At 39.8% G+C, this 24,675-nt stretch carries 17 protein-coding genes and 1 tRNA gene; 14 read left to right on the top strand and 4 right to left on the bottom strand.

What is annotated here, in order from left to right; all coding sequences use genetic code 11:
- Nucleotides 1-132: 132 nt before the first annotated feature.
- Nucleotides 133-205 (bottom strand) — tRNA-Met (locus tag FIU21_RS03085).
- A gap of 102 nt (nucleotides 206-307) precedes the next feature.
- On the bottom strand, nucleotides 308-1,249 hold the full coding sequence (locus FIU21_RS03080; RefSeq protein WP_036885819.1) for an HAD-IA family hydrolase: 942 nt from the start codon (nucleotides 1,247-1,249) through the stop codon (nucleotides 308-310).
- A gap of 184 nt (nucleotides 1,250-1,433) precedes the next feature.
- Here FIU21_RS03080 and FIU21_RS03075 point away from each other — a divergent pair, with 184 nt between their 5' ends.
- From FIU21_RS03075 to FIU21_RS03025, 11 genes are all read left to right on the top strand, one after another.
- Complete coding sequence (locus FIU21_RS03075; RefSeq protein ID WP_004359271.1) at nucleotides 1,434-2,498, top strand: LacI family DNA-binding transcriptional regulator; 1,065 nt, start codon at nucleotides 1,434-1,436, stop codon at nucleotides 2,496-2,498.
- A 438-nt stretch (nucleotides 2,499-2,936) separates the two neighbouring features.
- Nucleotides 2,937-4,220 carry a Na+/H+ antiporter NhaC family protein gene (locus tag FIU21_RS03070; protein WP_004359273.1) on the top strand — a complete coding sequence of 428 codons (1,284 nt, stop codon included), beginning with the start codon at nucleotides 2,937-2,939 and terminating at the stop codon, nucleotides 4,218-4,220.
- 104 nt (nucleotides 4,221-4,324) lie between these two features.
- A complete protein-coding gene (locus FIU21_RS03065; protein WP_004359275.1) occupies nucleotides 4,325-5,140 on the top strand; it encodes a hypothetical protein in 816 nt (271 codons plus the stop codon).
- A 285-nt stretch (nucleotides 5,141-5,425) separates the two neighbouring features.
- Nucleotides 5,426-5,593 (top strand): hypothetical protein, encoded by a 168-nt coding sequence (locus tag FIU21_RS03060; RefSeq protein ID WP_172891295.1) that lies wholly within the window; start codon nucleotides 5,426-5,428, stop codon nucleotides 5,591-5,593.
- A 167-nt stretch (nucleotides 5,594-5,760) separates the two neighbouring features.
- Nucleotides 5,761-7,140 carry an IS66 family transposase gene (gene tnpC, locus FIU21_RS03055; RefSeq protein WP_172891313.1) on the top strand — a complete coding sequence of 460 codons (1,380 nt, stop codon included), beginning with the start codon at nucleotides 5,761-5,763 and terminating at the stop codon, nucleotides 7,138-7,140.
- A gap of 62 nt (nucleotides 7,141-7,202) precedes the next feature.
- Entirely contained in the window at nucleotides 7,203-9,659 is a 2,457-nt protein-coding gene (locus FIU21_RS03050) for a hypothetical protein (protein ID WP_004359277.1), read from the top strand.
- A 22-nt stretch (nucleotides 9,660-9,681) separates the two neighbouring features.
- Nucleotides 9,682-11,889 carry an amidohydrolase family protein gene (locus tag FIU21_RS03045; RefSeq protein WP_004359278.1) on the top strand — a complete coding sequence of 736 codons (2,208 nt, stop codon included), beginning with the start codon at nucleotides 9,682-9,684 and terminating at the stop codon, nucleotides 11,887-11,889.
- Nucleotides 11,890-12,366: 477 nt separating this feature from the next.
- On the top strand, nucleotides 12,367-13,977 hold the full coding sequence (locus FIU21_RS03040; protein WP_004359279.1) for a beta-N-acetylhexosaminidase: 1,611 nt from the start codon (nucleotides 12,367-12,369) through the stop codon (nucleotides 13,975-13,977).
- 955 nt (nucleotides 13,978-14,932) lie between these two features.
- Entirely contained in the window at nucleotides 14,933-15,832 is a 900-nt protein-coding gene (locus FIU21_RS03035) for a hypothetical protein (protein WP_004359280.1), read from the top strand.
- 5 nt (nucleotides 15,833-15,837) lie between these two features.
- Entirely contained in the window at nucleotides 15,838-17,061 is a 1,224-nt protein-coding gene (locus FIU21_RS03030; RefSeq protein ID WP_004359281.1) for a hypothetical protein, read from the top strand.
- Nucleotides 17,058-17,735: a DUF8188 family protein gene (locus tag FIU21_RS03025; RefSeq protein WP_004359282.1), complete on the top strand. Its 678-nt coding sequence runs from the start codon at nucleotides 17,058-17,060 to the stop codon at nucleotides 17,733-17,735. Before FIU21_RS03030 ends, FIU21_RS03025 begins: the two co-directional genes overlap by 4 nt.
- A gap of 447 nt (nucleotides 17,736-18,182) precedes the next feature.
- Here the strand turns inward: FIU21_RS03025 and FIU21_RS03020 are convergent, their stop codons facing one another.
- Nucleotides 18,183-19,028 carry an aldo/keto reductase gene (locus FIU21_RS03020; protein WP_004359283.1) on the bottom strand — a complete coding sequence of 282 codons (846 nt, stop codon included), beginning with the start codon at nucleotides 19,026-19,028 and terminating at the stop codon, nucleotides 18,183-18,185.
- Nucleotides 19,029-19,304: 276 nt separating this feature from the next.
- Here FIU21_RS03020 and FIU21_RS03015 point away from each other — a divergent pair, with 276 nt between their 5' ends.
- Nucleotides 19,305-20,126, top strand: coding sequence for a helix-turn-helix domain-containing protein (locus FIU21_RS03015; RefSeq protein ID WP_036885821.1), 822 nt, complete (start codon nucleotides 19,305-19,307; stop codon nucleotides 20,124-20,126).
- A 142-nt stretch (nucleotides 20,127-20,268) separates the two neighbouring features.
- On the opposite strand, the gene FIU21_RS03010 is transcribed toward FIU21_RS03015, so the two are convergent.
- A complete protein-coding gene (locus FIU21_RS03010) occupies nucleotides 20,269-21,999 on the bottom strand; it encodes a GH25 family lysozyme (RefSeq protein ID WP_036885823.1) in 1,731 nt (576 codons plus the stop codon).
- Nucleotides 22,000-22,060: 61 nt separating this feature from the next.
- On the opposite strand from FIU21_RS03010, the gene FIU21_RS03005 reads away from it, so the two are divergent.
- Both FIU21_RS03005 and FIU21_RS03000 read left to right on the top strand, forming a co-directional pair.
- On the top strand, nucleotides 22,061-22,441 hold the full coding sequence (locus tag FIU21_RS03005) for a hypothetical protein (RefSeq protein WP_036885824.1): 381 nt from the start codon (nucleotides 22,061-22,063) through the stop codon (nucleotides 22,439-22,441).
- Between the two features lie 157 nt (nucleotides 22,442-22,598).
- Nucleotides 22,599-24,647, top strand: coding sequence for a TonB-dependent receptor plug domain-containing protein (locus tag FIU21_RS03000; RefSeq protein WP_004359286.1), 2,049 nt, complete (start codon nucleotides 22,599-22,601; stop codon nucleotides 24,645-24,647).
- The last annotated feature ends 28 nt before the right edge of the window (nucleotides 24,648-24,675 follow it).

Below are 24,675 nucleotides of genomic sequence, written 5' to 3'. Positions count from 1 at the left end.
ATTTTGTCAACAATACTACTGTAGTAATCATAATTATGAATTATGAATTCTGAATTGTGAATTAATATTAGTTTTTGGTGGACATGAAAAAAGCTTAGAAAACTTATTACTAAGTATTTCTAAGCTTTGAAGTTGCGGGTGCAGGACTCGAACATGCGACCTCCAGGTTATGAGCCTGACGAGCTACCAACTGCTCCAACCCGCGATGTTAATTAAGAACAATTCATCTATGAACCGAGGTGCATTCCTGAATTGCGAGTGCAAAGGTAGTGGTTTATTACGAAACCGCCAAAGAATTATACATTATTTAACAAACTATCCACTCTGCTTTTGCGGCATCTAAACTCTCTTTACTACCATTACCGTAGGTAACTCCGCAGGTGTGTGTACCTGCATTTCTGCCCATGAGAATGTCGAATTCGGTATCACCAACGACGAGGGTTTCGTGTGCTTCGATGTTAAAATGACGCAAAGTCTTAAGCACTGATTCAGCTGCTGGTTTCTTCTCGGCAACATCGTCGGCAGCAATCAGATAAGTGATATACTTCGAGAGGTCTAATTCGTCCATCAGTTTTGCAAGCGTTCTATGGCTACGACTACTTGCAATAGACATCAGAATGCCTTGCGAAGAAAGTCTTTCCAACGTTTCAACAACACCTGGAAAGGTTTTTACAACACCCGGAACATTCTTCTCATTGAATATTTCGCTATACACCTTAGCACACTCCTCAGCCTGTTCATCGCTCATTGGAATGATAGACGAAAAACATTCCTTCAATGGTAAACCAATCGTTCGGGCGCATTCCTCACGACTTTTCATCGGTAAATTCAGGCGTTCTATCGTTGCAAGCATCGTGTCGGTAATGAGCTTTTGAGAATCGCCAAGCGTTCCATCGAAGTCGAAGATGATGAGACGAATACCAGAAAGTATCTCTGGATTGGAGAAAAGGTCAGGACAGTAGCGATGCGTTCTGTTGCTATCATTCTTCATAATCTTATCATTCAGCTGTTTCTTTCGCTTAAGATAGCCCTTCACGCGTTTGTAGCCTTCCTTTCCAAGGATAGCGATACCGCCATATTGAAAGCTCTTTGCCAGTCCGAAAAAGACAGTAAACAGTATGCCTTTCGTTGCCGTTGACACTGGGAAAAACACTTGAACGAATGAAAGAATATAAAAGGGAATACACATCAGGAGTACGATAACACCTGTGCGAAAAGACAATTTTTGAAGATAACTTTTAATAGACATAACTGCACGTAGCCTTATTTCAGAACGCAAATTTAGTTAAAAACTTCCTATTATCCATTATTCTGTACACAATTAAATAATAAAAAGAACTTTTACTTATAAATTCTAACGTTGTGCTTTCGCACATTCCAACAATTATTAGTAAATTTGCAGCGCAAAAATATTATATTCACTTCCCATATTTATGGCAGAAAAGATAAGAATCAAAGACATTGCAGAACGTGCAGGTGTAAGTGTTGGAACAGTTGATAGAGTATTGCATAAACGCCCGAATGTATCGGAATCCGCACTGAAACGAGTGGAAAAGGTGCTGAAGGAGATGAATTATCAGCCGAATGTCTATGCAAGTGCACTGGCTTATAACAAGAGTTACACGTTTTATTGTTTGATTCCAAAGCACAGCAGTGAGGCTTACTGGGAAGAGATTGAGATTGGTGCCATGAAGGCGGTAGAGGCACGTAGAGACTTTTATATCGACTTGGAAATCATGTATTATAGTCGATTGGACCCTCACTCTTTTATCGAGACCTACCAGAAATGTCTTAGGCAGAATCCGGATGGCGTTATCCTTGTCCCTACGACATTAGAGGTGACACGCCTGTTCACCGACGAACTGCACGATCGCAACATCCCTTTCATTCTGCTCGACTCTTATATGCCATCGCTGCAACCGCTGTCATTCTACGGACAGGACTCTATCCAGAGTGGTCGGTTTGCTGCTCGAATGCTGATGCTCATTGCTCAAAAGGAGGAAAGCATCATGCTCATGAAGCAGACGAAGGACGGAAAGATGGCAAGTCGTCAGCAAGAGAATCGCGAGGTGGGCTTCCGTCATTATATGGAAGAGAACTTCCCTAATATTAAGATTTTAGAGGTAAACCTCCCATTAGACGAGGAGCGGAAGCGTTATGACCATATCTTAGAAAAGTTCTTCAGCGAGCATCCAGAGGTACACCACTGTATCACACTGAACTCTAAAGCGCATATCGTGGGTAAATTCCTACTGAAGACGCATCGCCATAACGTTCAGATTATGGGCTATGACGTGGTACATAAGAATGCTGACTGCCTACGAGAAGGGAGTATATCGTTCCTCATCGCACAGCATGCCTACCAACAAGGCTACTTCAGTGTTGACTCCCTCTTCCGTGCTATCGTGCTGAAAAAGAAGGTTGAACCAGTCAACTATATGCCTATCGACTTGCTTATGCGAGAGAATATAGACTTCTATCATAGGTCGTGGGGGTAAAAGGGGGAGCCCCACCCCGACCCTCCCCGAAGGGGGAGGGAGGCAAAACTGCTAAGAATTAGGTGGTGAAGAAGCCCCACCTTAGTCCTCTTTCGAAGGGGAGGGAGGCAAGACTGCTATAAAGAAGATGAAAGAAAGTTAGTAAAAGGGGGATGAAATTAAATAAAAGATGGCATTGATAAAAAGGGTGATGATGCTTAACACATGACGTGCGGAGGGTTAACACATAATGTGCAGAGGCTCAGCACATGATGTGCGGATGCTTAAGATAAGATATCGTAAGTGTGAAAAGGGATATGAATAATAGGTTAATAGAAATCATCAACACATAACATTCAACAGCTAACATTTAACACCCAACATTCATCATTTATCATTCAACATCTGCACAATTCATCAACACCTAACATTCAACACCCAACACCCAACACCCAACAAATGACAGAAAACAAAAAAGGACTCCTCGCGTTGAGTCCGTTACTTGTATTCATCGTACTATATCTGGTCACTTCAATCGTATCGGGTGACTTCTATAAGGTACCGATTACCGTGGCTTTCATGGCTTCGAGTATCTTTGCTATCGCCATATCAGGAGGCTATCCACTCGCAAAACGAATTGAGATATACAGCAAGGGAGCCAGCACAGACAATATGATGATGATGTTGTGGATATTCGTACTTGCTGGAGCATTCGCCAACTCGGCTAAGGACATGGGCAGTATTGACGCTACGGTCAACCTAACCCTCTCCGTCCTACCAGATAACATGCTGCTGCCAGGACTCTTCCTCGCTGCTTGCTTCATCTCTATGAGTATCGGAACGAGCGTCGGAACTATCGTTGCACTCACCCCTATCGCAGCAGGTATTGCTACTTCTACGGGGAGTTCGCTCCCTTTTGTCGTCGCAACCGTCGTCGGTGGTTCGTTCTTTGGCGACAACCTTTCGTTTATTAGCGATACAACCGTTGTGGCAACGAGAACACAGGAGTGTAAGATGGCAGATAAGTTTAGGGTAAACTTCTTCATCGTTGCCCCTGCAGCAGTCTTGATTCTGCTTGTTTATATCTTTTTGGGAAGAGACATACATACCACAGGACAGGTTGCCAACGTTGACATCTACAGAGTAATTCCTTACATGGCAGTACTGATTTGTGCGCTCTTTGGTATGAACGTGATGGCTGTATTGACCATTGGAATCGTCCTCACAGGTGCTATCGGCATCATTGATAGCAGCTACGATGTCTATGGTTGGTTTGGAAGTATGGGCGCAGGAATCAAAGGAATGGGCGAACTGATTATCATCACGATGATGGCAGGTGGTATGTTAGAGATTATCCGTGAGAATGGTGGTATCGACTATCTCATCAAGATGATCACCCGACACGTCAACAGTAAGCGCGGAGCAGAGCTAACAATAGCTTTCCTCGTAAGTTTGGTGGATATCTGTACAGCCAATAATACGGTGGCAATCCTTACCGTGGGCGGTATTGCAAAGCAGATAGGCGACCGCTATGGCGTAGACAAACGTAAGGCAGCTAGCATCCTCGACACCTTCTCATGTTGTGCGCAGGGCTTGATTCCTTATGGTGCACAGATATTAATGGCAGCAGGTTTGGCAAAGATTAACCCTGTGAGCATCGTCCCATTCTTGTATTATCCAATGTTATTGGGCATCACAGCCTTCCTTTCTATCCTCTTCCATTATCCCCGTCGTTATTCATAACATATCATCATCACCCAATATTCACCACTCCATAAACATATCATCAACACCCAACACTCATCACCTAACACCCAATCACCATGCAACCAATAGAATCATCTGGAATGGACATCATTCAACGTAACTTCTTTCGAATCCTTTGTTCGGGCGCATTCGGCACACAGTCGAACCTCGAACCGATGTCGCCTTTCAAATGGCGAAGACTCATACAGATGGTTGAAGCACAACAAGTGATGCCTATCTTCATCAATGGTATCGCAAGACACGCTATGGATGAAGGCCTCAACCTGCCAGAGAGTATCATCACAGACATCAAAGCAAAGCAGGAAGAACGCAAGACATTAACTGCAAGAATACCCAAGACAGTTAGACTTAGCAATGCGTTACTGAACCGTAGACTAAAGAATCTTATCTACAACGAACTGCATAGTATCGACACTTCGATTGAGGCTATTGATATGTTGAAGCTGATAGTCAACAACTCTGAGACGATGTTTACACGTGGTATGAACTTAGGTGGTATCATTACGATGGGCGAATACCTAAGAACTCGGGGTAATAAGGTAGACTTCGTGAAACTCGAGAACTGGCTGAACACCCTGCAGTTGAGTGCTATGGCAGAGCTACAGGGTAATGTTCTCATCTCCGTCTTTGGATTTGAAGAAGACGAAATCCCCTTCGTTAGCAAGAGTGACCCAAATGCTTACCGCCTCACATTACGCAGTATTTCAGACTTAGCGAAGGACACTGCGCACGAATGGCACTTCAAACAAAACGTCGTAGGATTTGTACAAAACAACAGTTCCGTACTTCGTCGCAACGTCCGTCGCAGTCTCCGTTACGTTAGCTATGCACCCATTGAGACAACAAGCAACTTCTTTAGTAACTTTGTCAGAAGTCTCTCTGAGATTGAAGAGTAAGCTTAGACCTGAAATTTATTAGGACTCTTCTGAAACATGGAGTAATGTTATTTTAGAAAAATGCTGTCTAAATATTTTGCAATTACAAGTAAATTATATATATTTGCAGAATATCTAACATTGATATATAATATCTACAAGCATAGAAATGCGACTGAGAAACCGAGATTATAACTTAAAAGATTTAGGGAGTTTTCCCATGACCTCAAGTTTATGCTGGTATCTAAAAGTTCAATGATAAATCTAAAAGTGAAAAATAAAATATAATTATAAATTTAAAAGAATATGGCAAACAACCTACCCTCTATCCCAAAACAAATAACTATTTGTCTTGAAGAGAGCAAATATGCTCATGGTTTCAATCAAGAGAATAATATCCATTCTTTTAATTTTAATCGTGTATTAAGCTTAATAGATAATCAAGTTAGCAAGAAAGGTGGACAAAAGTCGTAACTATTCAGCGGTATTGTTCAGTCTGTATTCTCTCCTCTAAAATCTTCGTATAAAGGCTATAAAGATACTTATTTTTCTTGCGTATTTCAGATTTTATTTGTACCTTTATACCTATAAAAGAGCAGGTTACGGACATATCAAAAGTATTACAAGCCATGACGGAAGAGATGCGATTATTGCGTGCAACTGTCAATCAGCAGTATGCCGAGATTATTAAATTGAATCGTAACATAAATGCTCTGAACCTTGAAATTCGCAAGAAAGATACGGAACTTATAAACTTACGGGAACGCTTGGCTAAGTATGAAAAACCTGACAAAAACTCTAATAACAGCAGCACTCCGCCAAGCAAGGAGCGTATAAAGGATGAGGTTATCAGAAGAACAAGAAGCCTCCGTAAGCCAAGTGGTAAGAAGCCGGGAGGACAAAAGGGGCATGATGGGCATAAGTTGTCTTGCTCTTCCATACCTGACGAGATAATCGATGAGGTACCCAACTATTGCACTCGTTGCGGAGAATCTTTATCAGATACGGAACGTGTGCTTGATTATGTGACGCAGGTTATTTCCATTCCAGAGTTGAAGCCCGTAATCAAGGAAATCCGACACTATGTGATGGTATGCAAGAACTGTGGTGAACGTATTCGGACAGCACCGAGACGGCGGTCAAACAACGTGGTATATGATTCAAGCGTAAAGACCTTAGTGGTTTATCTGAGTGTCGTGCAATTTCTTCCTTATGGTCGCATAGCAACTTTTTTGCGTGAGGTATTTGGACTCACTCCAAGCGAAGGCTCGCTGGTGAACTGGGTAAATGAGGCAAAGAGAAATGCGCAACCTGTGATTGATAAAATTAAAGAATATATCAAGTCATCAGCAGTTGTTGGTTTCGATGAGAGTGGCTTGTACTGTAAGAAAAGACTCGACTGGGCATGGATTGCACAAACCGTTTATTACACACTGCTTTTCCGTGCTGATGGAAGAGGATCGAAGGTATTAGTAGACAAATTTGGCGATAGCTTGGAACGAATGACTGCCGTTACCGACCGCCATAGCGCATACTTTGCACTCCATTTCCTCAATCACCAGGTATGCCTTGCTCACTTACTCCGCAAACTGCAATATCTATCAGAGTTGAACACTGAGCAAGAGTGGTCTGGGAAAGTAACCAATCTGTTCCGTGAAGCCATTCACGAGCGGAATAGCAATCCGAACGACGTTATAGACAAGGTGTCATGGACCCGACGTTTAGACAATCTGCTCAAACAGAATATAGAGGAGTTTGGTAAAAAGTTTATTACGTTCAAAAAAGCCCTAGTCAAATGCAGAGATTACATTTTCAATTTCCTTGAAAATCCGATGATACCATTTGACAATAATGGAAGCGAACGTGGAATACGCAAGCTAAAAATCAAACTGAAGAACTCCTGTACATTTCGTTCAGACTTCGGAGCAGACGCTTTTCTTGAACTTCATTCGATTGTAGAAACAGCTAAGAAGCACGACAAAACTCCATATAATGCGATTCAAGCCTTATTTAAGGTTTGAGAAATTGAGATGCACTTATATATCTATTATCGCTGAATAGTTACCAAAAGTCTATCTATAGTGTGGATCACCAATACAATACCATTTCAATCTTTGGTAATAGAGGTACTGGTAAAACAACTTTTATTCTCAGCATATTACAGCAAATAGAAAAAACTTATGAGAAAGCTAAGATACTAAAGATTATTGACCCAACTCAAATGGAAGAAAAGGAACATGTATTCTTAGTAATCTTGTCATTGATTGATACAGAAGTTCGAAGCAAAATAGAGACTCACAAAAGAAATTATAATAGTGGCGTCTGTTGCTATGAAAGGGAATGGAATAATAAGTTAAGCTCTTTAGCTAAGGGTTTACCAACACTTGAGGGACTAAATAATAAGCAATACGAGAATTGGGATGATGACTCATACATTGTTGAGCGTGGATTAAAGAATGTAAAGGCGGCATACGATTTGGAGAAAAACTTCCATGAGTTGACAGAACTTGCCTTAAAAATTCTTCAGAAAGAGTTCTTTGTTTTAGCTTTTGATGACATTGATGTCGATATGTCAAAAGGATGGCCTGTCCTTGAAACTATACGTAAGTATCTTACAACACCTATGTTTGTCGTACTTCTTAGTGGAAATCCTACGCTCTATTCATATAATGTCCGTTTACACCAATGGAATCAATTAAAAAATTTGAAAGAGCATGAAGATCACGATTATAAAAGTCAAGTAAATCAGTTGGAAGGACAATATCTCTTAAAGGTGCTTAAACCAGAAAATAGAATCCAATTGAGGACATTGCTTGACTATAAGCGTATCAATGATACCTCATATATGGTTAAGCAGAAAAAAGAGGATAAAGAGAAAGATATTGAAAAAAAGTATATTGACATTCTGAATGGTCTTGGTATTCATAAGAATTCAACTCAAGAGTTATTTATCGACTACCTGTTAGGTCTATCTATTCGTAGTCAGATAAGCATACTTTCAGATTATAATGAACCTGATATTATGAGTCAGATTAATGTATATGTCTCACGTATGACGGCTGCTGATATTGATGTTGACCTTGCTGTTAAGAATCCTGTTTTTACAATTATCTCGATTGTAGAATATCTGAAAAAGTTGAATGGCTTTGCTCATTCTTATTTGCTTATTCCTAATACCTTGAATCATGATGTGAATGGTGTCCTTATGGGGTTGACTACTATATTTGCTAACCAAGTTAAACAGAGCCCATGGATTATATTCGACTATATGTTAAGAGTTGGTTATACCAGACATCTCAATTTGCAATTAAGCACAACTGCCTTTAATCAAATATTGTCGCATACTGGCATCATGCAAGATATGTCAATAAAGAATATAGTGCTTTTAATGGCTGCGGTTGGAAAAGCAAACAATCTAAAATTGCCAGAACTCATACGCTTGGAAGGACTTAACTTCAAGGCGAAAAAAAACCAAGAAGAAAAAGAGAATGCGATTGATAACATTCTCAAAGGTGATAATATTAATATGACACAAAAGGTGTTAGCTTTGTTACCATTATTTTCTTTGGGAAAAGGACAACGTCAAAATACTGAATTGTATTATTCCGTACTCCCATTGTTGTCGACAATATGCATGATTATTCGTTCAGGAAAAGATAAATCATCTATCAAGGGCTTGCTTAGTGATTTAAGTTTGCATCGCACTTATCCTATGTCGTCAGCAGACCAAGTTGTTTCTGACGACCCTGAAAGTAACATTACATCAAATGAAGAGTTATCACAAAGTCTTGGTATAGACATTGAGGATGAGATATTAGATGATTTAATAATAAAATTAATCCAGTGGAGAGAAACCTTTATCAAAGATAATGAAAAAAATCCAACTCTTTTACTGCCTCCTTATTTGTTAGGGCGTATCATGACTCGGTTTACTTCTGCTTTGATAAATGTATCTAATAAAGAGAATTTAGCAGAACTATTCCAACAGCATTTAATACTTTTCTTAAACTCTGTGATGATAGAAGAAGTCAAAGAAAAGTTTGATAACAAAGTAGATGTCAATAATAACAATCCTGTGGGTACTCCCCAATTATTTTATGATAACTTGGGAAAAGTAACAAAAATAAACGAAGATGAGAAATCCTATTTGGATTCACTTACTTTTATACGTTGTTTATTATCTTGCCCTCTAATTAGTGTTTTCTTTAAAGAAGAAGTTTCTTTAGAAATTAAAAAACATATTAAGAACTTTGGTTTTAACGACATAACTTTATTCGATATATTGAGTCGTGCCAAATTTGAAACAAAAGAGAATGCACTAATTAAAACAATAGATATTACTAACAACTCCTTAAAAGAATCATTGGAACGTATTATGGAAGAAAAAGATAAAGAATTCTTTAGAACAAATATTTATGACGTAGATAATTTAAAAGCCTACTACGCACTTAAGAGCTTGCCTTTCGTGAATAGTGTTGGTCAAGGCTGTACAAAGAGATTAAAAGACCTATATAAGAAAGAATACATTGATAAACAATAAGATGATTAGCTCCATCTGAAACATGAAAAGTAATTCACACATATCATACCTTTTAATCGACCGCCTTTCCCTTTCCTCTTATCAGGAAGGGGAAGAGGTCTCATTGAGAGATGTTAAGCGCAGACTTATGATAATAGCACGGGAAGACAATCATGTGATACCGCACCATTATCTGAGGCTTGTGTCTGATAGTTCGTTTAGAGGAATAAATACAAAAAGTCAACTCTTTACACAGGGATTAACCCAACTTGCAAATGACTTCTTAGAATGGAGAAACAATCGCATATACGTCAAAATAGAGAAGTTTAATGCTTGGCAAGAACAAATAGCGTATATACCTCCCATGCTATTGATATGTGCTTTTATTTTTAAGAATCTCGTTTCAACTATTAATGATATAGGGTCACACTCTTTTTACAATCAGGTTATTGCGCCGAACCTGGGAAATACGAGTTTGATACCGCCATACATACCCCAATTAGAAGAATTGAAGAAGGAGAGTCATGGATTAAATGATTTGCATATTCATCTAAATGGTACGGTGGAGACGGATACTCTTTGGCTTGATTTCTTACACTATCCTGATAGCTTCTATCGTGAGATGTTAGAAAGTTCAAACGGAAATGAACTTGCCAAAGAACAATATGAGCAGTTTGATAATTGGACAAAACCCAGGAGACTCAAAACGTTAATAGAAAAAGCCATCGAACTTAGAAAGAAACTCTTTTCTAAGGTTAACAAAGTTGTGCAACTGAGAGAATCTTTTACAAGACAATCAGAGGCGTGTCTTTATATTGCAGTGCTACACTATCTATCAATGAATCCTGAAAACAAACAAGGCGCAGCATATTTTCATCATTATTTGCTCATACTGGGTCTTGTCAATCAGATGTCGGTTCAACAACCTCAATGCTTTGGCTTTGATCAGTTCCAACAATATACATCAAATGGATTAAGAGAGTATAGCGAGCAAGAATATATAGAGCGTTTCTTTCAGTTGGCTGGAAATCAGTGTGATAATATTAAGAATTTAGAAGGACGATTCTCACCTAAAGATTCAATAGAAAAGAATAATCAATTAATTGATAAAATTCGAAGAGGATGGTTACATCTAAATAATAGGCAAGATTGTGATAAGTCGAATATAAGGCTCACAGCCCATTTTATAAAGCGGGCAGATAAAGGAAAGGATGACATTCGATTTAAAGCACTAAGACTAAAGAATAGAAAAATATGTGAGGCACTGATATCATTACGTAATAGTGGTAGTAAGAATGGGAGAGCTATTGTCGGAATAGATGCAGCAGCAAGCGAATTTGACACACCACCAGAGGTGTTTGCCCCAGTGTTTAAGCGGTTGCGTGAGAACGGATTCCAATATTTTACATTTCATGCTGGTGAAGACTTCTACCATCTACTTGGTGGATTACGCGCTATCTATGAAGCAATTACCTTCTTGGATTTACAGCGAGGTGATAGAATCGGACATGCAACGGCAGCTGGTGTTGACCCAGGAATATGGGAGCACAATGTAGGGTGTGAAGTTGTAGTGCCAATAGGTGCATATATGGATGATCTGCTCTTTGTATATTATCTAATTAGCAATAATGAATGTAAGGCTTTAGAATCATTAATGCCACGGTTATATATGCGTATAACGGAACTATCAAGAGAGATTTTCCCTAATGATGAGTTTCAAGTTTATGATCTTATATATTCGTGGAAGAAAAGGCAAGAAGATATATTAGAATTGGCAGATAGTGGGGAGCTAAATAATATTAAGGCCTTGAAGAGATACCATCAAAAAGAGTATGTTGAAAATTACAAAAAGGAGATAAAGGTAAAAATCTTCGAGATACTTGATAAGAATGCTCTGAGAGAAGTACAATTAGCTATCTTAAAGATAATGCACCATAAAGAAATAGCTATTGAAACTCTCCCTACGAGTAATATCTTCATAGGTTATCACAATAGCTTTAATACTTATCATCTTGTAAATTGGATTAGATGGGAGAAGGAAGGGAAGCCAATTCCTCCAATAGTCTTAGGTACAGATGATGCCGGTATATTTGCTACAAACATTTATAATGAATATTGCCACATATATACCCTGTTAGTCTACGAGTATGATTTCTGTATAAATGAAGCTTTTGAAATAATAAGGAAGATAAATCGAGATGCAAATTATTATACTTTCAATAATGATAGTCTGTATGCTGCGAATAAATAAGAATACCGAATATAGTATGGATTCTGAGAAAAGGTGAAGTTATTTAAAACATAGCCCTTTCGAAATTTAGAGTGATAAAGGCGCTCTAACAAGTGAGGGAATACAGCAAATCTTACATAAATAGTTTTGTTTTGATTTGCTGTCACTTTTAACATTTCACGTATACTCTTTGTAAATCAAAGAGTTAGGTGTGCTATAAAAATGACAGGAGTGACAGTAAAATTATTCTTTAAGGTTATCTTGACACACGGAAGCATAACCTATAGGAGTAGTCTATTATTTTGGAAAAATATTTTTCGTTCTACTTTTATAACCAGTATTGATAGAGAACAAATGAACTTTACAAACTGGTATAAGTAGTTTTTCTACACTTTTTACCCACAACAAGTATTTAATCACTTTTTTTTCGTATCTTTGTCCATGGATAGTTGAAATCCAGAATATAAAAACCTAAATACAAAAATCATATTAATCGAGATGAAGAAAATCTTACTTTCAGTGGCATTGATGATGGCTACATTCTCACTTCATGCCACAGATGCGAACTACCAGGTAGTTCCTCTCCCACAGAGTATTACTGCTGAGAAAGGTACGCCATTCGTTTTGGATGCTAACACCGTTATTAATGTTGCAAGCAACGATGAGGCTATGCGCCGTAATGGTGAATTCTTGAAGCAATATATCCAAGAGGCAACTGGTATTGCGCTCAATGGTATGAACAAGAAAGGAAGTACTATTACCTTGAAAATCAATGCAAAGGTTGAGAATGAGGAGGGTTATGTTATCACCGTAAAGGGTAAGAATATTACCGTTGAGGGCAAGACTCCACGTGGTGTTTTCTATGGTGTACAGACACTTCGCAAATCATTACCATTGGAGAAGGCAGAGAACGTAACCTTCCCAGCAGCTCGTATCGTTGACTATCCACGCTTCGGCTATCGTGGTACGATGCTCGATTGCGCTCGTCACTACTTCAAGATGAGCTTCATCAAGGAGTTTATCGATATGTTGGCACTTCATAATGTCAACACCTTCCACTGGCATCTCACTGAAGATCAGGGCTGGCGTGCACAGATTGACCGCTATCCAAAGCTCACAGAGGTTGGTTCAAAGCGTGCGCAGACAGTTATTGGTCGTATGACAGGACTCTTTGATGATACCCCATACGGTGGTTACTATACAAAGGATGAGATGCGTGAAGTTGTGAAATATGCAGCTGATCGTTATATCACTGTTATCCCAGAGATTGACATGCCTGGTCATATGCTCGGTGCATTGGCAGCTTACCCAGAGCTTGGTTGTACCGGTGGTCCTTACAAAGTGGCTGAGCAATGGGGCGTATTCCCAGACATTCTCTGCGCTGGTAACCCTAAGACTTACGAGTTTGTGAACAATGTCTTAGACGAAATCGTTGATATTTTCCCATCTAAGTATATCCATATTGGAGGCGACGAGGCCCCACGTATTCGTTGGCAACACTGTCCACGTTGTCAGGCTGAAATCAAACGTCTTGGCTTGAAGGGCTCTAACGGCTTCCCTGCAGAGGCTCAGTTACAGGCTCACTTCATGAATCAAGTGGCAAAACACTTGGAGTCTAAGGGTCGTAACATCATCGGTTGGGACGAGATTCTTGAGGGTGATGTAGACAAGGGTACAACTGTCATGAGCTGGCGTGGTGTGAACGGTGGTATTGAGGCAGCTAAGCGTGGTTTGGATGCCATCATGACTCCAGTAAACTACTACTATCTCGACTACTATCAGAGAAAGGATAACACGATGACCCTCATCGGTGGTTTCCTCCCAGTTGAGACAACTTACGGCTACAACCCAGTGCCAGACGACGCTGCACCTGAGTTGAAGAAGCACGTTAAGGGTGTACAGGCAAACCTCTGGACTGAGTATGTTATCGGTCGCGACCTCGCTTTCTTCCAGCTCCTCCCACGTGTTGCAGCTATGGCAGAGACTGGTTGGACAGAGAACGACAAGAAGGACTTCGACTCTTTCAAGGCACGTGAAACCCGCCTGAACGAGCTTTACAAGCACTTCGGTTGGAAGACTTGCCAGGACCTCTACAAGGAGAAGAAGTAATCTCAAAGCGTATTAGCACCGTCTAATACCAGCTAAAATATATTCAGCTGATAAGGTGTGAGGGCTATCCTCGCAGCTTATTAGCTGTTTTTTGTTTTATCAGTAGAAGGACTTATAGAGAAATAAAAGTAAGATAAATAATCTTTCACTTTCGTTAATCTATGTCTTTTTATGTATATTTACTTAACAACTAAATTGTAGAATATGAAGAAAATCTTACTCAGTGCAGTTTTATGCTTAACTTGTGCTTTATAAATTAACACACAGACGTTTAACGAAGAAATATTAATCCCGTGTGTATTGACAAACTTAACTTCTCGCTGATTTGAAAATTCTTATATGCATATTTCCGTCCCCAAAGAATCATAACAACAATTAGAGCACTGATTTTCTTTGCAGATATAGACTGCAACTTGGTCATGTTCCCAGATAGTAATCAAGTTTATTATCACTTATATTAAATGTTAAATATCTGTTATATAATGTTTTTTAATTTGTTGTAATGAGATTCTTTTCTATCTTTGTTATCATATAAGAAAACAGATTGCAAATCATCCTCTTCTCTATAAGGAGAAAACTGGTTATCAGTTGCACAGAGGATATTTCAAGAAGTTGTTGTTCTTTTTCTCTTTGTATTCCCATGCTGGGCTAATAACATAGAGACTCTCATTTATTATTTTTCTAACAACCTAAAATTATTTAATCATGAGTTCAATCAGAAAAACATAGGAACTGGACAGAAAGGAATATGACATTCTTTATCTGAGAGGTAGGTGGTAGGGCAACAAGTGCAAAAGACTCACCAGTCATAGTTGCAGTTTTCTGAAACTTGAAGAATTACAAGGTAGCATTACCCCCCATAAAAAAGGTGAAGTGAATATGAACTTTGGCGGTGTGGACAAGTCTATTGCAACAACCAAAGGTATTCTTGTAAATATCTATTAAGATTTTGATTATGACTTATTGGGAAGAATTAAAAAAGAAAATTAAAGGAAAACAATATGTTGAATATCAACATATCAGATACAGAAATGAGCAAACCGTTGCTATGAAAATAAATGGTATGCTCATTAGTACTAATAGGTTGAAAACAGATTATACCGTAGAGAAAGTTTATAATACTCATCACAACATTATGCAAATTGCATTTAAAATAGATGATAATATTGCTTCTGTTTCTCCTGAACAGTATCAAGCAGGAATGAATATGGTTGTGGACCTTGAAAAAATTAAATGTCAGGCTGTTATAAATGTGGATATGGATACTGGTCACATAGGTGAGATTGTAAATCATGAAGAAATCGTCTTGGCATGGGAAGATTATAAAGACTACTTCAGAGATAAATATAAGTTTCTTAGGTCAAGAGAAACTCGTGACTCTGTAAATAAATTCCTTGAAACACAAGATAAATTGATTCTTGATCAAGAAATGATGAAAGCGGAAATGAAAAGTAAAATGTTTTATATGCTCATTTTCGACTACTATCTTGTAGGAAAACAAAAACAGAATGCCCCAGATATTATAACCTTTCCGTCTCAATTATTCAAAGGTATTTCATTTCCAATGACTATTACACCACGAACTTATAAAGATTCTTCTGATAAAATCATGTATGACAGAATAGGAAGTATAGATGAATATATCGCAACACTACCAGAAATTGTTAAGTTTTATAATGAACAATACAAGCCTACTATCCAATATAAGTTTAATCAGTATAGACCTATTTTCAATATAAGCGAGACAGTCAATGAAGAAAAACGATATATAGAAAAAGCAGAAGTGCGTTTGATAGAAGAGGTTGTAAACAATATAGACTTAACCATTCTTTGTAAATTAAGAAAAATAGAATAAGAACTATGCCTTTTAATATTGTATATCTGGGGACAAATATAGTCTGTACAAACATGACTTGCGGTTCCCCTCAAAAAATAGGGTGCGAAGAACAACCACGCTTTGAGCAATACCGAGCTACAGATCCTGCCCCTATCTTGACTTATAAAGATACCAAGATTTCCGCATGCTTTGAATGTAGAGTCCCAAAAAGTTTTGCAAAAGGAATTATGTACAACTTATTTGGGCTATTAGTAGGTGTAGCTGCCGTTGTAGCTGTTGTTGTAGCTGTTGCACTTGTCATTGGAACTGGTGGGCTTGCTGGAGTGGCAATGGGAGCTGTTGGATTTCTTGTTGGAGAGAGTTTGGGATTAGCAGCTATTATAGCTGCAGGTACTGCCGTGATAACTGGTATAGCTTATGGTTATAGTCAGAAGCATGACTGCGATGTAGTATCTGGAATGAGTTGGGATATATATCATCAGAGTATCCAAGTAAAAGGTGAATATACTATTGTTGATAGATCCTTACTTGAATGTCCACGAGGAGGTTTAATTGCAATTATAATGGATGATACTATAGCGCAAGAGACTGCTAGTATGCTAACATCCGCTAATAAAGAAATTATTTCAAAGAAAAGTGAAAGTGAGTTTTGGCAAGGAGTAGTTGGCGGAGCTACTGGTGGACTGAATCCTATTTCATTAGGGATATCCAGTGCTTTCCATTTTTTTGACTGGTACACAGCAAATTCTCATCATAAAGAGATGTATTCTAACCAAGCATATAGCGATAATATTATAACAGAAAATTCCAACGACATCCAATCAGGAGCAGGACTTGTTAAAGATGGGGTAACAACTTATAAAGATTTGAAATCTTCATATGAAACTGTGAAGAATATTTCTGAAGATATAATAGCACAGAAAAGAGGGTTAGAACGACTAACTCAGGTGGCTATAACAAAGGGAACAAAGGCTGCAACAAAACATGCAAAAAATCAACAAAAAGTTGTTGAAAAATTAATTTCAAAGGAAGCTGAAGAGGCTGGTAATGGGCTGAAGAAATTTGGGAAAAATATGGCTGGTTTAGCGCTTGGTGTTATAGGCGGAATTGTTGCCACGAAAATAGCTGATACGTATGATGAGGAATTAAAACTAAAAGAGAAAGATATGATGGAGAATTTTAGCTCAGCAATAGATAGAGAGAAGCAAACTGGTGGTATGGTATCATTTACGTTAGGTAAAGAATGAATAAGAAAAAGTTTCAGACTACACTATCGTCTTTCTCTATTGGTATATGGAGAGCTATTGGTTTTTTCATATTAGCTCCGTTAATCTATACCATATATAGTTATTTTGCAAATACAGGCAATACAGATAATTTGCAATATTTAAAGACATATATCAATGACTCAGAGATTGTTCAGATTGAACTACCATCTAATAGAGAGCAAATAGAAAGAAAGTATGTTACTAATTATCGGGATCAACATAATAATCTGATATATTATTTCACAGTATCATTTTATGATGCTAAAATAAAAAAATATATTGCGATATGCATGTTTGAAGGTATTGATTTTTTCAATCCAGAGAAACGTGGTGGAGACTTAGGTGCAGCCAGAATTAAATCGTATTTTAATCCAGGAAATATCTTCTTGGTACATGTAAATAAGACTCAGCTACATGATTCTAAATATGGGACAAAAGAGAATCCTGTTCCCGTGTTCTGGCACAAATTCATTTCTGGAACTGTTGAAAGGCAAATAAAGAAAGATAATACACCTTACGATCGCTCTACAAAGTCAATCCTTTATTTTGATGTTCAAGATAATCTTACAGCTGAAGAGTATCGCCTTTTCGTAACGGAGTACCTTATAAGAGTTCTTGATAGGGAGGAGTTGAAAAGGCTATATGAGCAATAATTAATCCACAATTATAGTTACCACTAAAGGACGTTCAAATCTCAAGCAGCAAAGGTTAGAAATATATTTGCAAAGTAAGCAAGGCGGAGACTGGGAATTGAGCTAAAAACAAGGAAATCTGATGCCTTTGTAAGTCTTTTGTAATCAATTAGTTGCGGGAGAGCCTTCCAGAAGGTACCTAATAGGACTTCAAAAGGGCGTTAGTAAGGGGCTTAAAGGGCACCTTTTGCAAGCCAAAAGGGCGTTAATTAGAAGCCAATTAACGCCCTTTTTATTTTTAAGATTTGAACTTTCTTTACAAAACAACGATTAACTAATGCGTGAAAAGACTAATAAGCTAACAAGTCACTTACCGCAATAATCTCTGTTAGGAAGAGTAAGGATAATAACAAATTATTAGGCTTTGCGTTTTAACATCCCAGCCCTTCAATCAGTTTTCTGCCAAGTTTATCCGTATTTTTCAATAAGATACTTGACAAAAGAAAGGCTATTGAAGTCGATAAATCCTGCATCTTGCTGGTTAAGCGCTGCCACCTCTGTCATTTCATCAGCGGTAAGACTGAAGTCGAAGATATCAAAATTCTGCTGCATACGCTCTACGTGTACACTCTTTGGAATGGCTACAATACCTCGCTGAGTAAGCCAACGGAGTGCCACCTGTGCAGCAGACTTACCATATTTCTTACCTATCGCAGCCAATACTTCATTCTGTACAATACCATCTACACCTTCTCCGCCAAGTGGTCCCCATGCCATCATCTTTGTATCGGTTTCATTCAAGACTGGCACAATATCATTCTGCTGTGCCATAACGTTACACTGCAACTGATTGATCATTGGCTTTACATCTACATAATGAGCAAACTCGAAGAAGCGTCCTGCCTGAAAGTTAGACACACCGATAGCTCTCACCTTACCGCTACGATAGGCTTTCTCCATAGCTCGCCATGTACCATAGATATCGCCATATTGCTGATGAATGAGCAGAAGGTCAATATAGTCTGTATCAAGTTTACGCAGACTCTCTTCAATGCTTGCAGCAGCCTTCTCCTCTCCTGCATTAGAAGGCCACACCTTAGTTACGAGGAAAAGCTCGTCACGTCTAAGTCCACTCTTGCGCCAAGCACGTCCGACACCCTCTTCATTACCATAAATCTGGGCGGTGTCAATAAGGCGATAGCCTACTTTCAGAGCCTCACTCACACTGCGTTCGCACTCGTCAGGACTTACCAAAAATACTCCATAGCCCAAAAGAGGCATCTCAACTCCGTTGCTTAATTTGATTGTTTCCATATTTCTCCTTGTTTATTTATTAATGAATTATTTGTTCTACTTATTATTTTATGTCGTTAGACGGACTCAAACTCGATCGTTAACAACCTGTAAAAAAGCATCTTACCCCATAAAAGGACTGTACCTTTGCTTCGACAACAAAACTTGTTATTATCGTTTGACGGTGCAAAATTACGCAAAAGAAATCAATGGTTTGTTTCACTTTTTCTACCTATTGTTTCACTTTTTACACAAAAAAGATTTGGAGTAGACCAAAATAGTGCTTATTTTTGCAATATGATGATATTAAAGGACTTCGACCTTGCTTATTCAACCGATATCCACATGATAGAGGATGAGCGGTTTTCTCACTGCATTTTTCATATTATCTGCATGGGTGGGGAGGGTAGCTTCGTCTATAACGAGTCGTGTTTTCACATCAATAAGAATGACCTTATCGTTATAAGTCGCCCTGACGAGGTAAAGAATATTGCCGTCACAAACGATTTCCGAATAGAGTGTTTCGCTGCTAATACTCACTTTCTTAGAAATTCACTTCCCCCAAACAATTACAGCATCAGAGGAAGTATGAGTCTTTATCAAGACCCTGTTATCCCCCTATCTGTCGAGAATACGGAGAAAATCATCGGTGATATTCGACGACTTCGTGACAGACTCGGAGAGAAAGATGCTATCTTTTATCGTGAAATCATGAAAAGTCTGTGCCTTACGATGATATATGATATCTTTGAATTTCACACTATCTATTATCGTAATCAGGAGCACGTAGACCATGCCAATTATGTTGTCAACGAATTTCTAAGGATGCTTTCCACTGGTATTACACGTACACAGCGGGACGCAACCTATTTTGCTGAGCAGCTGCATGTGTCTTTGAAGTATCTTTCACGTGTTGTCAAGCGTACCACAGGAGAAACAATTACCTCTTATATCGACCGTGCCACCATCCCCATACTGCGTAAATATCTTGATGACGAAAGGCTCTCACTGACGCAAATCAGTGATATCATGAATTTTACTTCCCTTTCCTATTTCAGCCGATACTGCTCTAAACACTTAGGAATGACGCCAAGTAAATATAGAAGTTCTAAGGTATAATCCTCATTAGGACGATAGTTCCTATCGCTTTATGACACAAGTAAAGCTGCATTAGAAGTCTAATACAGCTTTACTTTATTTTTATTTCGTTCTTTATACTACCTTTCTATCGGATAATTGTATAATGACTTTCTCCCTCTCCTTAGAAGCAATGGCGTTTAAGGAACTCCTCATACTGATTGCGATAGCCATTGAAGACGTTGATATCGACATCGCCATGGATACCACGCACCTTACCATCAGGACTTAACTGCCAGTAAGCTAACTTGAAGTTGGGCTTATATTCGCCATAACGGGCTATCCATATGTGATAGTTGTCGCCCAAATCGGGTGCCAATGGCATGTAAGTATTGGCAAAAGTCTGACTGATATAAAGGATAGGACGTTTACCTGTTCGCTTCTGCACAAGGCTCATCCACGCACGAATATTGCGGAACATCACCTCAGCTCCACCCATCGCAACAATCTGTGCATCGGTCGGCTCAACGTCTAAGACTGGGGGTAGGTCGCCCTTGTTAAACTTACTACACTTGAGGAAATAGGCTGCTTGCGCTGCACCTGGTGACATGGTAGAAAAGAAATGATAGGTACCTGTTCGAATACCATGCGCACGTGCTGCCTTATAATCAGCCTCGTAATAAGTGTTTAGCACCGTACAACCCTCCGTAGACTTCACGTAAGCGAAGGAAACAGGATAATCTACATTTCCCTTGATAGTCTTCGTACTCAGCGTACCGAGGTCGGTAATGCGCAGTTTGTTCCAATAGATGTGATACACCTTATTATTCTTCTCGTGCTGATGACGTGAGAGGTCGATGCCGTAGATACGGTCGGGAGTATATGTAAGGCGTTCACCTTTAAACACATCCGCTTTCCATTCACCCACTTGTAGATACTCGTGTGGTGCAACATAGATGCCAAATCCGTCGCGTTTTCCGTCCTTCCAATGTCCGTCATAGAAGCTGCCATCATCGCCATAGTACTTTCCATAACCATTCGGAACGTTCTTCTTACTCTCACCCTCATATCGTCCGCCAGCAATACAAATGCCCTTTGCAAGGCTGCTGATAGTTGCTGCGTGGGTCTTATAGTATGTGTTCAGTGCGTCTATCGCCCCACTTTTCTGCAAGCGAGTAATCAAGCGAATTGGCGTTCTTTTACTTTCGGTTTGCAAGAGTACGCAATCATTCTTCTTATCTATTTCCAATCGGTTGCAAACTGTAGGTTTTGCCTTCTTAGAGGAAGTCTGAATAGCATAGCGATTTTGCTGTCTAATGCGCAGCTGGGCAGAAGAAGTAGAGAGAGAATCCAACACCTTCATCATCCGACGAAGCGAATCCATCTGCTGCACTACCTCAGTATGATATTCCGCAATCTTGTTATATCCGTAATCCTGAACGCTATGTACACGAAGATAATAACCCATCTCGTTGCGCTTCGTTTGCAATCCGTCTAACTCCGAATCCATTTGGGCCATCGTCTGACGAATAAGCCTTAGCACCCCTTTTCCTTTCAAGTTGACGATTATTAAGGGTTTGTAATTCCACCGAATGAGAATACGCCCGTGGCAAGAAGGCACTACAGGCAGTCGGTTCACCCAATAACCGCGTTGCGTCATGCTGCGTGTATGAATCGAATCCTTATTGATAGAGCCACCCACAAACGCCGAATCGACATAATCAGCAAAGTATGCAAGGGGCTTACCATCAGCCTCTAACGTGTAATACGCCTCCTGACGGATAGCCACAGCACTCTTATCCACCTCCTCTTGTGAAGGAGGCAGACAACGAAAGACAATATATATGAGTAGAAGGATAAGCAAAATGCCCCCTCCTACATACAGGGTTCGCCTTGAAGGGCGGTAGTTGAACATTAAAATAAATTTAAAATATTTGCAAAGTTACAAATAATTATCTAACTTTGCAGCCAAGTTTATGAGAAAAACGACAGACATATTACTATCCCTTCTATTGTCAACGATGATAGTATGGATTGGTTCGGGCATTATGACAGTGGTGTGCGCACATACTGGCAATGTGTCTGTTGCTAAGATGGAAGATAAAGGTCATTGCAATGATAACGGTGTAAAAAATTGCATGAAGATTGAGGTGAAAACCTTGTCGCCCACAGACATGGCGCACAATGACTTTTACCACATTCAACCAATACAGCTTTCTCTTCTCCCACAATTCGTAAGTGATTGTCAATTATTGCCTTTGCCTATTTTGACAAAGGCCCCAGAGAGGATATTGTCGTTGCTCTGGCATAGTCCGCCACGCCAATATCTCCGATTACTTACGACACTTATTATTTGATTTTTGGTTGTTTTCTGTTCCTCATGAAATGGGCAACAGAAGGTTTATCGTACCTGTTACACAAGTGTGTTCGGGTAAAAAAGCGTATCAGTATGTTTCCCATTCTGATACCATATAAGCTTTATAAACTTTACAAAACAACTGAATATCAAACAAAATGAATAAAATTATATATTTAGCAGGACTGACCTTGCTGTCTGTCCTACCTGCTACCGCACAGGAAACTGCTGTCGACACGACCGCAACCCTTAAAGATCAGACGCTCTCTGACGTGACTGTCACCGCAAGAAAGGCATCAGTGAGATCGCTCTCTGGCGCCATCAACGGTAAAGACATCCTACGTGACGAACTCTTCAAGGCTGCTTGCTGTAACCTTGGTGAGAGCTTTGTCAACAATGCTTCGGTAGATGTAAACTACTCAGATGCGACAACGGGGGCCAAACAAATTAAGCTTCTCGGTCTTAGTGGTACGTATGTTCAGATGCTGACCGAGAACCTTCCTAACTTCCGTGGTGCTGCCCTCCCTTACGGTTTGGGCTATGTTCCAGGCAGTTGGATGAAGAGTATGCAGGTGAGTAAGGGTAATACATCCGTCAAGAATGGCTACGAAGCGATGACAGGTCAGATCAATGTGGAATACGTTAAACCTGAAGATCCAACAGGTATGACCGTCAACCTCTATGGCAATACGGTGGGAAGATTCGAGGCAAATGCGGATGGTAATATTCATATCAATGGTAACAAGAACCTCAGTACGGAAATCCTTGCCCACTATGAGAACAACTGGCTACATCATGATGGCAACGGAGACGGATTCCAAGATGCCCCAAAGGTGAGACAATACAACCTGCAGAACCGTTGGTTTTGGAAGAAGGGCGATTATATCTTACATGCTGGTTTGTCGCTGTTGAAGGAAGATCGCGTGAGTGGTCAGACTCCTCATGCTGCTGCAACGAATCCTTATCGCATTGATATCGGCACCGACCGCTACGAGGCTTATATGAAACATGCCTTTGTTCTCAATAAGGAACACGCCACAAACATCGCTTTGATGGGTAATGTCTCTATGCACAAGCAGGAGGCACAATATGGTATTAAGCAGTATGATGTCAATGAAAAGAATGCTTATGCATCACTCATGTTTGAGACAAACTTCACCGATGAGCACAATCTCTCTGCTGGTTTGAGTCTCAACCATGATTATTTGCATCAGACTCTGACCCTACCTGCAACGGCTGTGCCTTCTGATTACGGTAATATCTTCCCGCTCACGCGTGGTATTGAGAGTGAGACAACACCGGGCGCATACGTTCAGTACACCTATAATCTGCACAGTCGCTTCATCGCTATGGCAGGATTGCGCGTCGACCATAGCAATGTTTACGGTACGTTCTTCACTCCTCGCTTCCACTTGAAATGGGTGCCAGCCGACTTCCTGACCCTCCGCCTCTCTGCAGGTAAGGGCTATCGCAGTCCACACGCATTGGCTGAGAACAACTACCTCATGGCTTCGGGCCGCCGACTCATCATCGATAAGCTCGATCAAGAGGCTGCATGGAACTATGGTGCGAGTCTTAATTTCCTGATTCCAATAGGAAGTAAGATGCTGAAAATCAATACTGATTACTATTATACGCACTTCCTTTCACAGATGTTGATAGACTATGACAGTAATCCACAGGAGCTGCATATCACAAATCTCAATGGAAAGAGCTTCTCGCATACCTTCCAAATCGAAGCTTCTTATCCTTTGTTCAAGGGTCTTGAGCTGGGAGCAGCCTACCGATATAACCTCGTTAAGTCGACGTATGGAGGAAAACTGATGTGGAAACCACTGCAGAGTCGTTACAAAGGACTCTTAACGCTCAGCTATAAAACACCTTTAGGAGTCTGGCAGTTTGATGCTACTGCAGCCTTGAACGGAGGTGGTAGAATGCCAGAATCTTACACCTTAGCATCGGGCGAACGCTCATGGGCAGGCAGCTATAAGGCCTACGGACAGCTTAGCGGTCAGGTGACACGCTACTTCCGCCACTTCTCGCTTTACATAGGTGGGGAAAACCTTACCAATTATAAGCAGAAGAACCCTATCATTGGTTATCAAAATCCGTGGGCTAACAGCTTCGAACCAACAATGGTCTATGGTCCTGTCGAGGGTGCAATGGCATACGTTGGTATCCGTCTGAACCTCGGTAAACGACAGTAAACATACATTTTTCACAATAGAATAACAT

This window comes from Prevotella melaninogenica (assembly GCF_013267595.1).
Classification (GTDB): domain Bacteria; phylum Bacteroidota; class Bacteroidia; order Bacteroidales; family Bacteroidaceae; genus Prevotella; species Prevotella melaninogenica_D.
The sequence above is the reverse complement of the archived record's forward strand: the minus strand, read 5'-3'. Positions and strand labels throughout refer to the sequence as shown.